The organism is Klebsiella sp. CN_Kp091 (assembly GCF_040065095.1).
GTDB lineage: Bacteria > Pseudomonadota > Gammaproteobacteria > Enterobacterales > Enterobacteriaceae > Klebsiella > Klebsiella aerogenes.
In genome coordinates this window covers 84,392-98,037 of record NZ_JBEAIO010000045.1, presented here as the reverse complement: position 1 = coordinate 98,037, position 13,646 = coordinate 84,392, and the positions used below count along the sequence as shown (strand labels likewise).

At 52.8% G+C, this 13,646-nt stretch carries 12 protein-coding genes; 6 read left to right on the top strand and 6 right to left on the bottom strand.

Annotated features, from left to right (window positions below):
* Positions 1-210: 210 nt before the first annotated feature.
* Positions 211-717: a molybdopterin-guanine dinucleotide biosynthesis protein MobB gene (gene mobB / locus ABLV17_RS19295; RefSeq protein WP_087858759.1), complete on the bottom strand. Its 507-nt coding sequence runs from the start codon at positions 715-717 to the stop codon at positions 211-213.
* Positions 714-1,295, bottom strand: a complete 582-nt coding sequence (gene mobA, locus ABLV17_RS19290; protein WP_063414128.1) for a molybdenum cofactor guanylyltransferase MobA — start codon at positions 1,293-1,295, stop codon at positions 714-716. Before mobA ends, mobB begins: the two co-directional genes overlap by 4 nt.
* A gap of 71 nt (positions 1,296-1,366) precedes the next feature.
* Here mobA and ABLV17_RS19285 point away from each other — a divergent pair, with 71 nt between their 5' ends.
* The 3 genes from ABLV17_RS19285 (at position 1,367) to dsbA (ending at position 3,348) form a co-directional block, all read left to right on the top strand.
* A complete protein-coding gene (locus ABLV17_RS19285) occupies positions 1,367-1,636 on the top strand; it encodes a YihD family protein (protein ID WP_015368982.1) in 270 nt (89 codons plus the stop codon).
* Between the two features lie 75 nt (positions 1,637-1,711).
* Entirely contained in the window at positions 1,712-2,698 is a 987-nt protein-coding gene (locus ABLV17_RS19280; protein WP_308958197.1) for a serine/threonine protein kinase, read from the top strand.
* Positions 2,699-2,724: 26 nt separating this feature from the next.
* The gene (gene dsbA, locus ABLV17_RS19275; protein ID WP_045395245.1) at positions 2,725-3,348 is read left to right on the top strand and encodes a thiol:disulfide interchange protein DsbA; all 624 of its coding nucleotides are present in this window, start codon (positions 2,725-2,727) and stop codon (positions 3,346-3,348) included.
* Between the two features lie 44 nt (positions 3,349-3,392).
* Here the strand turns inward: dsbA and ABLV17_RS19270 are convergent, their stop codons facing one another.
* The gene (locus ABLV17_RS19270; RefSeq protein ID WP_047045491.1) at positions 3,393-4,295 is read right to left on the bottom strand and encodes an acyltransferase; all 903 of its coding nucleotides are present in this window, start codon (positions 4,293-4,295) and stop codon (positions 3,393-3,395) included.
* A 396-nt stretch (positions 4,296-4,691) separates the two neighbouring features.
* Between ABLV17_RS19270 and polA the strand changes: the two genes are divergently transcribed.
* The gene (gene polA, locus ABLV17_RS19265; protein WP_271032446.1) at positions 4,692-7,472 is read left to right on the top strand and encodes a DNA polymerase I; all 2,781 of its coding nucleotides are present in this window, start codon (positions 4,692-4,694) and stop codon (positions 7,470-7,472) included.
* A gap of 347 nt (positions 7,473-7,819) precedes the next feature.
* Here the strand turns inward: polA and yihA are convergent, their stop codons facing one another.
* Positions 7,820-8,452: a ribosome biogenesis GTP-binding protein YihA/YsxC gene (gene yihA, locus ABLV17_RS19260; RefSeq protein ID WP_087858755.1), complete on the bottom strand. Its 633-nt coding sequence runs from the start codon at positions 8,450-8,452 to the stop codon at positions 7,820-7,822.
* A gap of 581 nt (positions 8,453-9,033) precedes the next feature.
* Here yihA and yihI point away from each other — a divergent pair.
* On the top strand, positions 9,034-9,540 hold the full coding sequence (gene yihI, locus ABLV17_RS19255) for a Der GTPase-activating protein YihI (RefSeq protein ID WP_113374883.1): 507 nt from the start codon (positions 9,034-9,036) through the stop codon (positions 9,538-9,540).
* Between the two features lie 188 nt (positions 9,541-9,728).
* The gene (hemN, locus tag ABLV17_RS19250) at positions 9,729-11,102 is read left to right on the top strand and encodes an oxygen-independent coproporphyrinogen III oxidase (protein WP_087858754.1); all 1,374 of its coding nucleotides are present in this window, start codon (positions 9,729-9,731) and stop codon (positions 11,100-11,102) included.
* A 54-nt stretch (positions 11,103-11,156) separates the two neighbouring features.
* Here hemN and glnG read toward each other — a convergent pair whose 3' ends face one another.
* Both glnG and glnL read right to left on the bottom strand, forming a co-directional pair.
* Positions 11,157-12,566 carry a nitrogen regulation protein NR(I) gene (gene glnG / locus ABLV17_RS19245; protein WP_087858753.1) on the bottom strand — a complete coding sequence of 470 codons (1,410 nt, stop codon included), beginning with the start codon at positions 12,564-12,566 and terminating at the stop codon, positions 11,157-11,159.
* A gap of 8 nt (positions 12,567-12,574) precedes the next feature.
* Positions 12,575-13,624 carry a nitrogen regulation protein NR(II) gene (glnL, locus tag ABLV17_RS19240; RefSeq protein ID WP_015368972.1) on the bottom strand — a complete coding sequence of 350 codons (1,050 nt, stop codon included), beginning with the start codon at positions 13,622-13,624 and terminating at the stop codon, positions 12,575-12,577.
* Positions 13,625-13,646: the final 22 nt, after the last annotated feature.

The window sequence follows — 13,646 nt, the reverse complement described above, 5'->3', positions numbered from 1 at the left end:
ATGGTAGTGTGGGGTCTCCCCATGTGAGAGTAGGGAACTGCCAGGCATCAAATAAGAAGAACCCCATACCGAAAGGTGCGGGGTTTTTTGCTGTGTGGCGTCTATCCCCCCGGTAGCGCTGCGCTTACCGGGGCTACAGACCGCGTAGCAACCCGTAGCCCGGAAAAGGTGCGCAGCACCGCCTCCGGGAAAATCCCACCTATATCACCGCTATTGCCTCTCTAACCAACTCGCAATAAACGTCGCGATCTGTGGAATATTATTTAAATCCAACAGCGGAAGTGACGTCGCGATGGGCACATCGCTGGCCACTGCTATCGTATGTTCATCAATCACTAACTCTTCTACACGATGTCCGCTGTTTTGCCGGAAAAGCAGGATCTTCGGTACAGGTTCATGCTTAAAACCCTCCACCAAAACGAAATCCAACTTTTCCGGATCCATTCTGCTTACCAGCCATTGAAGATCTAATTCGGGTTTATCAGGGGTTTCTGTCATCAGCGCCCAACGCTGCGCGCTTGCGACAATAGTTTGCGAAGCGCCAGCTTTGCGCAATTCGTAACTATCCTTGCCTGGCTTATCGACATCCATATCATGATGAGTGTGCTTAATCAGCCCCGGGCGTAATCCTTTGGCGCAGAGTTCAGGGATCAGGCGTTTTAATAGTGTTGTTTTCCCGGTACCGCTCCATGCGGCGATCGCCAGTAAGGGGATCATGATGGCTCCTGCATCTGCTGCAACTCATCCAACGTATTCACATTGATGAATGCTGATTTCACATCGCTGAAATTCACCGGGCGCCCACCCACCTGGCGCATAAAGACCATCACCCGGCGTTCTCCATGAGCAAGATAAGTCTCCAGTTCCGGTATGATTTGACGATGAACTAATGCAACGGCGGGATGATCGCGCTCGCCATCGTGTGCCCAAACCACCGGTGACGAGGCTTTCTGTTGTACAAAACGCTCGACCAGAAAAGAGGGGATGAACGGCGTGTCGCAGGGGCAAAAAACAAACCAGGGGCTATCTACCTGCTGCATAACGGCAAGCATTCCGGCCAGTGGACCTGGGTAATCATTCTGCGTATCGCGATATACCGGATATCCGCTGGCATGCCAGCGCTCAAGATGACGGTTAGCGCTAATCACTAACCTTGCTACCTGCGGCTCTAATGTATCCGCAACGTGACGCCAGAGAGGACGACCATTCAGCAGCTGCAATCCCTTATCAACACCGCCCATGCGCGTAGCTCTTCCACCCGCCAGCACGACGCCGGTTATTGCCTCGCTTTGCATATTAATATCGCCTCTTTCATTGTGGGATTGACCCTGTTAACTTGTCCCTATCAAGAGTAAGGAGCATGACTATGAAATGTAAACGCCTGAATGAAGTAATTGAGCTTCTCCAGCCTGCCTGGCAAAAAGAACCTGAGCTGAACCTGATGCAATTCTTGCAGAAACTGGCGGCTGAAGCAGGTTACAAAGGTGAACTGGCCGATCTTTCTGATGATATTCTGATTTATCACCTGAAGATGCGTGATTCATCGAAAGAGGCCGTCATCCCAGGTATACAGAAAGATTATGAAGAGGATTTCAAAACCGCACTACTACGTGCGCGCGGGGTTATTAAAGAGTAAAAGGTTGTAAGTGCTGCCGCGAAACCGGCTACGAGATGATATCCTGAAGCATTCGTACGATTATCGGATGTCAGGATGCACGATAAGGCTTTTACTTTTCAGACGCTTCACCCGGATACCATCATTGATGGATTATTCGATCTGGGAATGCGGGTCGACTCCGGTCTGACTCCGCTTAATAGCTATGAGAACCGTGTTTACCAGTTTCAGGACGAAGATCGCCGCCGCTACGTGGTGAAGTTCTATCGTCCTGAACGCTGGTCTGCAGAACAGATCCTCGAAGAACACCAGTTTGCGCTTCAGCTCGTAGAGGATGAAGTGCCCGTTGCCGCGCCGCTCTTATTTCACGACAGCACGCTACATCAACATCAGGGATTCTTCTTTGCCGTCTTCCCAAGCCTCGGCGGCCGCCAGTTCGAAGCAGATAATCTTGACCAAATAGAATGGGTCGGGCGCTATCTTGGCCGCCTGCACCAGACCGGTCGTAAGCAGCGTTTTAATGCGCGTCCGGAAATTGGCGTACAAGAATATCTGTTGGAACCACGCCAGGTATTTGAACAGGCGACGCTTATTCCATCTGGCCTGAAGGCTGATTTCCTGGGTGCGGCTGATAAACTCATCGATGCCGTCAGGGCACGGTGGCACGGGCGTGCGGATACGCTTCGTCTGCATGGCGACTGCCACGCCGGCAATATCCTGTGGCGCGATGGGCCGCTGTTTGTTGATTTAGATGATGCCCGCACCGGCCCGGCAGTACAGGATCTCTGGATGCTGCTGAATGGCGATAAAGCCGAACAGCGCATGCAGCTGGAGACCATCATTGAGGCCTATGAAGAATTCAGTCCCTTCAACACGGACGAAATCGCTCTCATCGAACCTTTACGCGCCATGCGTTTAGTTTATTATCTGGCGTGGCTGCTCAGGCGTTGGGACGATCCTGCTTTCCCTATAAATTTCCCATGGTTAACCGGGGAAGATTATTGGCGCGGGCAGACTGCAACATTTCTTGAGCAGGTGAAGGTTCTGCAGGAACCCCCTCTTCAGTTAACGCCAATGTATTAATGTGATATATCAGGAGAGAAATAATCATGAAAAAAATTTGGCTGGCGCTGGCTGGTATGATTCTGGCTTTCAGTGCATCCGCTGCCCAGATCACCGACGGCAAGCAGTACACCACCCTTGATAAGCCGGTTGCAGGCGAACCTCAGGTCCTTGAGTTCTTCTCATTCTACTGCCCGCACTGCTATCAGTTTGAAGAAGTGCTGCACGTTTCCGACAACGTACGTCAGAAACTGCCGGAAGGCACCAAAATGACCAAGTATCACGTTGAATTCCTGGGCCCGTTGGGTAAAGACCTGACCCAGGCGTGGGCTGTGGCGATCGCGCTGGGCGTTGAAGATAAAATTACCGCACCGATGTTTGAAGCGGTACAGAAAACTCAAACCGTTCAGTCCACTGCTGACATCCGTAAAGTCTTCGTTGATGCGGGCGTTAAAGGTGAAGATTACGACGCGGCATGGAACAGCTTTGTGGTGAAGTCTCTGGTCGCACAGCAAGAGAAAGCCGCAGCCGATTTACAGCTGCAGGGCGTTCCGGCGATGTTTGTTAATGGTAAATACCAGCTGAACCCGCAGGGTATGGATACCAGCAACATGGACGCGTTTGTTTCTCAGTACGCAGATACTGTGAAACAACTGGTTGAAAAGAAATAAAAAAAATGCCGGTCACTGACCGGCTTTTTTTATCGACTAAATAGTTACGACTTTTCGTTACCCTGCATAATGTCAGTGAGCTGACGATCTTTTTCTTCCCAAAGCCCATTCAGCCAGCGCTGGAAACCACGCTTAAAGTTTTTATCATTGACGTAATCACCGTGTAGTTCCTCGCCAATCGGCACCAGATTAATACGTACCACGATACGCGTCAGGCGACCGCTTAACATATCGTAAAACGGCCTGGTATTATTGTCCGGATAGCACAGCGTAACGTTCAGTAGCTTATCGAACTGTGCGCCGAGGACGTTTAACGCCATTGCTATGCCCGCAGCTTTAGGCGGCAGTAGGTTGTGGTAAGGCGAGCGCGTCTCGCGCTTCTTTTCTGCGGTAAACCTTGAGCCTTCGACGAAATTGACGATGGTAGTCGGATGAGAACGGAATTTTTCACATGAGCGGCGAGTCGTTTCGACGTCTTTACCGCGGCGTTCCGGGTGGCGCAGTAAGTAGCCGCGCGAATAACGGCGCATAAAAGGCATATCAAGCGCCCAGCAGGCCAGGCCGATAAACGGTACCCAGGCCAACTGCTGCTTGAGAAAATACTTATTCATTGGGATATGTTTGCGAAACAGGACGCAAAGTACCACGATATCCGCCCAGCTGTGATGATTGCTGATAAGCAGATACCAGTTCTTTTTATTCAGCCCTTCCAGCCCCTGAACATCCCATTTCAACCATGGGTTGAGATGCAGCAGCAGCGCCAGTCCTTCGCACCAGCAATACATCATGAAATTGCAAAAAACAGAAATAGAACGCCAAACCGCCGGGATAGGTACCAGCAGTTTAATCAGCCCGGCGATGATAATCGGCACGGAACAGATAATGGTGACTAAGATGGTAAGGGCGATACTCAGCGGGAGTGTTATCGCAGCGAGTAATCTCGACATAGTTAGTTTATTCAGAAAGTTAGGCCGGCAAAGAACGTTCTTAAACCGCGCAAGGGGCTGATTTTACCAGAAAACGCGGCAAATAACGGGTCTTACCAGAACAGAAAAAAATGCGAATCTTATATCCACATGGAACATTGAGTCATCATGAAGCATATATAGACTTGGGTGTATATTTAATACATTGATATATAATGATTTATAAGATTCTTTGTCACATGGCTTAGGCTTTTTTGGCTGAGGCGATAAAACTATGCACAAAGTTATCCACAGATAATATTGTGCAGCGATTCACCTCTGCGATGAATCTTTTCGGCTAAATGCGGGAAAAATTCAGGATTTCATGCCCGTCTGTGGCATCCTTTACCCATAATCTGATAAACAGGCACGGAAATTATGGTTCAGATCCCAGAAAACCCTCTCATCCTCGTCGACGGCTCCTCTTACCTATACCGGGCTTACCACGCCTTCCCGCCGCTAACCAATAGCGCAGGGGAGCCTACCGGCGCAATGTACGGCGTGCTGAATATGTTGCGTAGCCTGATCCTGCAGTATCAGCCGACGCATGCCGTCGTGGTATTTGATGCCAAAGGGAAAACCTTCCGTGACGAATTGTTTGAGCATTACAAATCACATCGTCCGCCGATGCCGGACGATCTACGCGCGCAGATCGAACCGCTGCACAAGATGGTGAAGGCGATGGGCCTGCCGCTGATGGCGGTGCCAGGCGTTGAAGCGGATGACGTTATCGGCACGCTGGCCCGCGAAGCGGAAAAAGTGGGCCGTCCGGTACTGATTAGCACCGGTGACAAAGATATGGCGCAACTGGTGACGCCGGGCATTACCTTAATCAACACCATGACCAACACTATCCTCGGCCCGGAAGAGGTCGTGAATAAGTACGGTGTACCGCCGGAACTGATTATTGATTTCCTGGCGCTGATGGGCGACTCCTCAGATAACATACCTGGCGTTCCGGGCGTTGGGGAAAAAACGGCGCAGGCGCTACTGCAGGGATTGGGTGGTCTGGATACGCTCTATGCGGAACCAGAAAAAATCGCCGGGCTGACCTTCCGCGGCGCGAAAACGATGGCGGCGAAGCTGGAGCAGAACAAAGAGGTGGCCTACCTCTCTTATCAACTCGCCACAATAAAAACCGATGTGGAGCTGGATCTGGGTTGCGAAGAGCTGTTAGTTGCGCAGCCGGCGGCTGATGAACTGCTGGCGCTCTTTAAGCAATATGAATTCAAACGTTGGATCACCGATGTCGAATCCGGTAAATGGCTACAGGGGAAAGGCGCTAAACCAGCGGCGAAACCAGCTGAAGCCGCGGTGATTGTGGAAGAAGAGCTCGCCGCGACGCTCTCTGCTGAGCATTATGTGACAATCCTGGATGAAGCGACGCTGGTCGAATGGATTGCCAGATTGAAGAAAGCGCCGCTATTTGCTTTTGATACCGAAACGGATAGCCTCGATAACATTTCCGCCAATCTGGTTGGCCTGTCATTCGCGATTGAGCCTGGCGTTGCGGCTTATGTGCCGGTAGCCCATGATTATCTCGACGCGCCGGACCAGATCCCACGTGAACGCGTGCTGGAGCTGCTCAAGCCGCTGCTGGAAGATGACAAGGTGCTAAAAGTAGGGCAAAACCTGAAGTACGATCGCGGCATCCTGGCCAACTACGACATTGAACTGCGTGGTATTGCCTTCGACACCATGCTGGAATCCTACACCCTCGACAGCGTCGCGGGCCGACATGATATGGATAGCCTGTCCGATCGCTGGTTGAAACACAAAACCATCACTTTTGAAGAGATTGCCGGCAAAGGTAAAAATCAGCTCACCTTTAATCAGATCGCGCTGGAAGAGGCAGGGCGTTACGCCGCGGAAGATGCTGACGTGACGCTACAACTGCATCTGAAGATGTGGCCGCAACTACAGCAGCATGAAGGCCCGCTGAATATCTTTAAAAATATCGAGATGCCGCTAGTACCGGTGCTGTCGCGGGTTGAGCGCAACGGCGTGAAAATCGATCCGGCGGTGCTACATGCGCATTCGCAGGAGATCGCTAAGCGTCTGGTTGAACTGGAACAACGCGCCCATGAAATTGCCGGTGAGGAGTTCAACCTCTCTTCTACCAAACAGTTGCAAACCATCTTGTTTGAAAAGCAGGGCATCAAGCCGCTGAAGAAAACGCCTGGCGGCGCGCCGTCGACTTCTGAAGAGGTGCTGGAGGAACTGGCGCTGGATTACCCGCTGCCGAAGGTGATCCTCGAGTATCGTGGGCTGGCGAAGCTTAAATCGACCTATACCGATAAGCTGCCGCTGATGATTAACCCGAAAACCGGCCGCGTTCATACTTCTTACCATCAGGCGGTGACGGCGACCGGGCGTCTCTCTTCGACCGATCCTAACCTGCAGAACATTCCGGTGCGTAATGACGAAGGTCGCCGTATTCGTCAGGCGTTTATCGCGCCTGAGGATTACCTGATTGTGTCTGCCGACTATTCGCAGATTGAGCTGCGCATCATGGCGCATCTGTCGCGCGATGAAGGGCTGCTGAAGGCTTTTGCTGAAGGTAAGGATATTCACCGTGCCACCGCGGCAGAGGTGTTTGGCTTACCGCTGGAAAGCGTCAGTAATGAACAGCGCCGCAGCGCGAAGGCGATTAACTTTGGCCTGATTTACGGCATGAGCGCATTTGGTCTGGCGCGTCAGCTGAATATCCCGCGTAAAGAAGCTCAGAAGTATATGGATCTCTATTTCGAACGCTACCCGGGCGTACTGGACTACATGGAACGTACCCGCGCGCAGGCGAAAGAGCAGGGTTATGTCGAAACGCTGGAAGGGCGTCGTCTGTATCTGCCGGATATCAAATCCAGCAATGGCGCGCGCCGCGCGGGCGCGGAACGTGCAGCGATTAACGCTCCGATGCAGGGAACGGCGGCGGATATTATTAAACGGGCAATGATCGCCGTTGATGACTGGCTGCTGAGCGAAAAACCGCGCGTGCGGATGATCATGCAGGTGCACGATGAACTGGTGTTTGAAGTGCACAAAGACGATCTGGATAGCGTATCGAAGAAGGTGCATGAGTTAATGGAAAACAGCACCACGCTTGCAGTGCCGTTATTGGTGGAAGTCGGTAGCGGTGAAAACTGGGATCAAGCGCACTAAGTGGGCAATCTGTAAGGCTCTTTTTTGTAAGTTAGCAACATAACTTATAGATTTTTGTGATGGTCATTTGAATTTGTTATGTAAATAGTGAAAAAAAACTACAAAAAGTGCTTTATCCATAACCGAAAGAAGAGTAAAGTTATTCGCGTAGGGTACAGAGGTAAGATGTTCTATCTTTCAGACCTTTTACTTCACGTAATCGGATTTGGCTGAATATTTTAGCCGCCCCGGTCATTTATGACCGGGGCGTTTTTTATTGCGCGAAAGAAAAGTTTTACGCGCTGACAACAGCGTAAAATGAACGTCCGGATAGGGCGCTGGGCGCCATTATCCGGAAAAAGCGGGGGTTACTCTGCGTCTTCGGCGGCTTCTTGCGGCGGGATTTCGTTAAACCAGCTATCCAGCTTCTGACGCAATTTATCCACGCCAGTTTTTTTCAGCGAAGAGAAAGGCTCAACCTGGATATCGCCATTGAAGGCCTGTACCGCTTCACGCACCATATTGACCTGCGCTTTACGCGCGCCGCTGGCGAGCTTATCGGCTTTGGTTAGCAGGACCAGCACCTGAATATCGCTTTCTACCGCCCATTCGATCATTTGCTGATCGAGATCTTTCAGCGGATGACGGATATCCATCAATACCACCAGACCTTTCAGGCACAGACGTTTTTCAAGATACTCACCCAGCGCCTTCTGCCATTTGATTTTCATCTCTTCCGGCACCTGCGCATAGCCATACCCCGGCAAGTCGACCAGGCGTTTACCTTCCGCGACTTCAAACAGGTTGATAAGCTGGGTACGACCCGGCGTTTTTGACGTACGCGCCAGGCTTTTCTGGTTAGTCAGCGTATTAAGGGCGCTGGATTTGCCCGCATTTGAGCGGCCAGCGAATGCCACTTCGATTCCGGTATCGGATGGAAGATGGCGGATATCAGGCGCGCTCGTGACAAAATGCGTCTGTTGATAATTCCAGTTGGTCAAGACTGTCGTCTCCGTAAAATCAGGCTATGGCGGGGATTATACCTGAAAGGGAGAAAAAGGCTGTTTTTACCGCACGTCGGCGTTGTAAGTAAAAACCATGTGGTTTGTGAGACATTGTCCATAAGGACTATACGAAATTTGTGAGAAAAACCTGACGCCAAATTCATTGATTATCGTTAAATCATACTGTTACAGGAAGTTCTATATCCTTAAGCTGGCTTTTCATCCTACAGGTGGTTGTCGATTTTCGGCAAAGCGGTAAAGTAGTGGGCAAAGGCGAGGATGCCGGAGGATTACGACTCAGGACGAGGGGTCAGGAGCGCCAGGAGGCGAAGACCAGGATTGTCAGGATGACAAACGTCTGGAGACGTTTTAAAAGGGAAAGGGACAGAACAAGGACCGTTGGAAGCTAAGGGAAAGACAGGGTAAGTCGATAGCTGACATGGAAAGTGGAAACCCGTTAAGGGTTGTGAGTGCGGAAAAAGGCGACAGATTAATCTGTCGCCTTTTTTCTTTGCTTGCTTTCTGCTAGATTCCGCCTCAATTCTATACTGAAGAAAACTGTCTGAAGATCATACATCATGAAAAAACCGGCATCCGCATCGCGCGGTAAAGCACGTGGTAAGTCGCGTGAAGAGTTGAACCAGGAAGCACGCGACCGTAAACGTCAGAAAAAACACCGCGGCCATGCCGCAGGCAGCCGCGCCAGCGGCGGCGATGCTGCTTCAGCAGGCAAAGGCCGCAGCCAGCAGCTGGACCCACGCATTGGCAGCAAAAAACCGATCCCGCTGGGCGTGACTGAAAGCACCCCGGCCGTTAAGCAGCACAAACCAAAGAGCGAGAAACCTATGCTTTCACCGCAGGCTGAGCTGGATTTGCTGGAGAATGATGAGCGCCTGGACGCGCTGCTGGAACGTCTGGAAGAGGGCGGTACCCTGAATGCTGAAGAGCAGGCCTGGGTCGATGCTAAACTGGATCGTATTGACGCGCTGATGCAGCAGCTTGGCCTCTCCTATGATGACGACGAGGACGAGGAAGAAGAAGAGCGTCAGGAAGATATGATGCGTCTGCTGAAGGGTGGAAACTAACGTTTGCATCCCATCGGATTCCCGGTCCTGCTTATAACCCTTCTGGTTATATGTTATCTGCTGTGGTTATTCGTTAAACTAAGACGGTTGTCGCGGCGTCAAAAATGGCTGCGCAACCGGCTCATGACCCGAGGTGCGGTTGGGCCGGCACGGCGTACCCGTCGGCGGCATCATCGGAAGGAGTGAGCATGTCTGAGCAGTTAATCGACTGGGATCTGGCCCTTATCCAGAAATATAACTATTCCGGGCCGCGATATACCTCGTATCCCACCGCGCTGGAGTTTTCTCCGGCGTTCGGCGCTGCTGATTTTGCCGCCGCCGTCGCCCGTTACCCGCAGCGCCCGCTGTCGCTGTACGTCCATATCCCGTTCTGCCATAAGCTCTGCTATTTTTGCGGCTGTAATAAGATTGTCACCCGTCAGCAGCATAAGGCTGACCAGTATCTTGATGTCCTTGAGCAGGAAATTATTCACCGCGCGCCGCTTTTTGCCGGCCGTCAGGTTAGCCAACTGCACTGGGGCGGCGGTACGCCGACCTATCTCAACAAAGCGCAAATCAGCCGCTTGATGAATCTGCTGCGCGGCCACTTCAGCTTTAACGCCGATGCGGAAATCTCCATTGAAGTCGATCCGCGTGAAATCGAACTGGATGTACTGGATCATTTACGATCCGCAGGGTTCAACCGTTTGAGCATGGGGGTGCAGGATTTCAATAAAGAAGTACAGCGCCTGGTGAACCGTGAACAAGATGAAGAATTCATCTTTGCGCTGCTGCGTCATGCGCGTGAGATTGGCTTCACATCGACCAACATCGATTTGATTTACGGTCTGCCGAAGCAAACGCCGGAAAGCTTTGCCTTCACGCTGCAGAAAGTCGCTGAACTGAATCCGGACCGTCTGAGCGTATTTAACTACGCGCATCTGCCCACGCTATTTGCTGCGCAGCGCAAAATTAAAGACGCGGATTTACCGAGCGCAGAGCAGAAACTGGATATCCTGCAGGAAACCATCGCTTCGCTTACCGACGCTGGCTATCAGTTTATCGGTATGGATCACTTTGCCCGGCCGGACGATGAACTCGCAATTGCCCAGCGCGAAGGCGTGCTGCACCGTAACTTCCAGGGGTACACCACCCAGGGCGATACCGACCTGCTCGGAATGGGCGTGTCGGCGATCAGTATGATTGGCGACTGCTATGCGCAGAACCAGAAAGAGCTGAAACAGTATTATCAGCAGGTCGATGAAAGCGGCACCGCGCTGTGGCGGGGTATTGCGTTAACCCGCGATGATTGTATCCGCCGGGATATCATTAAGGCCCTGATTTGCAACTTCCGTCTTGAGTTCTCGGCGGTTGAAACGCAGTGGGATCTTATCTTCAACGATTACTTTGCCGAAGATATGAAATTGCTGGCGCCGCTGGCGAAAGACGGGCTGGTGGATGTGGATGAAAAAGGAATACAGGTTACGGCAAAAGGCCGTCTGTTGATTCGTAATATCTGTATGTGCTTCGATGCCTATCTGCGGCAGAAAGCGCGCCTGCAGCAGTTCTCTCGCGTTATTTAAGCGAATCCCGGTGAGCCAGCTCACCGGGCGTTCATTTCACCGCTGAGTCCGGTGTTATTCCATTCCCAGCTCTTTTAGCTTCCGCGTTAACGTATTTCGCCCCCATCCTAGCAGACGAGCGGCTTCCTGCTTATGCCCTTGCGTATGGCGCAGCGCGGTGGTGAGCAGTGCACGCTCCATCTCCGGCTGCGCTTCTGATAGCAGGTTTTGATGACCGGAACGCAGGGCGCGGTCGGCCCATTGCCCCAGCAGCGTTGCCCAGCTATCCGGTTGGAGCTGCGTTGGGCTATCGGGAATCGACGTTTCGAACAGCTCGGACGGCAGATCCTGGGTCAGTACCTCCTGGCCTGCTGCCATCACCGTTAGCCAGCGACAGGTGTTCTCCAGCTGTCGCACGTTACCGGGCCAGGCCAGTCGCGTCAGCGCCGCTTCCGTTTCCGGATGCAATTGCTTGGCTTCGACGCCCAGTTCACGGGCGGCAATCTGCAGGAAGTGGCGCGCCAGGCGCGGAATATCTTCCCGGCGTTCGCGCAGCGGCGGCAAATGCACGCGAATCACGTTCAGGCGATGGAACAAATCTTCACGGAACTTTCCTTCCTGCACGCGTAGCTCAAGGTTCTGGTGAGTCGCGGCAATAATCCGCACATCGACTTTCACCGGCGCATAGCCGCCAACGCGATAAAATTGGCCGTCAGCCAGCACGCGCAGCAGTCGCGTCTGAACATCCAGCGGCATATCGCCAATTTCATCAAGGAACAGCGTACCGCCATCGGCCTGCTCAAAACGCCCCTGACGGACGGTATTGGCGCCGGTAAAAGCTCCTTTTTCATGGCCGAACAGTTCCGATTCAATCAAATCTTTCGGAATGGCCGCCATGTTAAGGGCGATAAACGGCGATTTGGCGCGTGGACTGTGGCGATGCAGCGCGTGGGCGACCAGCTCTTTACCGGTACCTGATTCGCCGTTGATCAGTACGCTGATTGAGGAGCGTGACAGGCGGCCAATGATGCGAAACACATCCTGCATCGCCGGCGCTTCGCCAATAATATCGGCCGTCGGGCTGCTGACCGGCGTATTACGCGGCTGCTGCTGCTCCTGATAATGGCTAATCGCACGGTCAACCAGCGCTACAGCCTCATCAATATCAAAAGGTTTCGGCAGGTAATCAAAGGCCCCCTGCTGATAGGCGCTGACGGCGGCATCGAGATCCGAGTGCGCGGTCATAATGATGACCGGAAGCATCGGATGGCGTTGTTTAATCTGCTTTAACAGCGCCAGGCCGTCCATCCCAGGCATGCGAATGTCGGAAAGTAAAACGTCCGGCGTTTTGGTAGTGAGGGCATCAAGCACCTCATTGCCGCTCTCAAACGTGGTGCAGCTTAAACCCGCTCCGGTGAGTGCGCGTTCAAGCACCCAACGGATGGAGCTATCGTCATCGACTACCCAGGCTATCCCTCGTTGCATAAACACCTCTATTTCCGAATAGGCAGGTATACCGAGAACTCGGTATGGCCAGGCCAACTGGTAAATTCAATTTTGCCGGAGTGCTGATCGATAAGACTGCGGGCGATGGAAAGCCCAAGACCGGTGCCGCCTTCGCGGCCGCTAACCATGGGGTAAAACAGCGTATCCTGCAGATGGGGCGGGATACCGGGCCCGTTATCTTCCACGTCGATACGCGCCGCCAGACGGTAACGTACGCCGTGGAGCGTGAGCTGAAAGGCGGTACGGGTGCGCAGGATGATTTCGCCGCCTTCGGGCCCCAGGGCCTGCAGCGCGTTGCGCACGATATTCAGCAGCACTTGCTCGATTTGTTCCGGGTCGTGGGCCAGCTCAGGCAGGCTCGGGTCGTAATCACGGATCAGTTTAACGTTATCCGGCAACTCCATGGAGACCAGCGCCACCACGCGCTCCGCGACTTTATGAATGCTTTCTGTGATGTGCATACCGGGATGCTGCGGCCCCAGCAGGCGATCGACCAGGTTACGTAACCTGTCTGCCTGTTCAATAATCACCTGGGTATATTCCATCAGCGCGGGATCCGGTAGCGCTTTACTCAATAGCTGTGCCGCGCCGCGCAGGCCGCCGAGCGGGTTTTTAATCTCATGCGCCAGACCGCGCACTAAATCGCGCGCCGCCACCTGCTGAGCATGCTGCAGCTGTTCCTGGCTCAAACGACGCTGATTATCCATCGGCGACATCTCAAGCAGGATATAGCCTTCTGGCAGGCGCTGAGCGGTGAGGGAGAGAATGTGCGAGCGGCCGTCAATCACCAGCGTCACTTCGTTATCCGTGAAGCCCTGACCCGCCTGCAGGCTCTCCTGCATCAAGCCAATGTTTAACGAAAAGTAGCTCAGCAATTCTGGCAGCGGCGTACCGAATAATTTACGCGAACTTTGCGCCAGTAACTGCTGGGCAGCCGGGTTGGCGTAATGCACTGCGAGGTCGTCATCGACTAATAAGATACTGTGGATCAGCGAGTTGAGGATCTGCCCAGCATCGGGCTGTGTGCCTGTTGCCATCTGACAGTCTCCTGAAATGGTT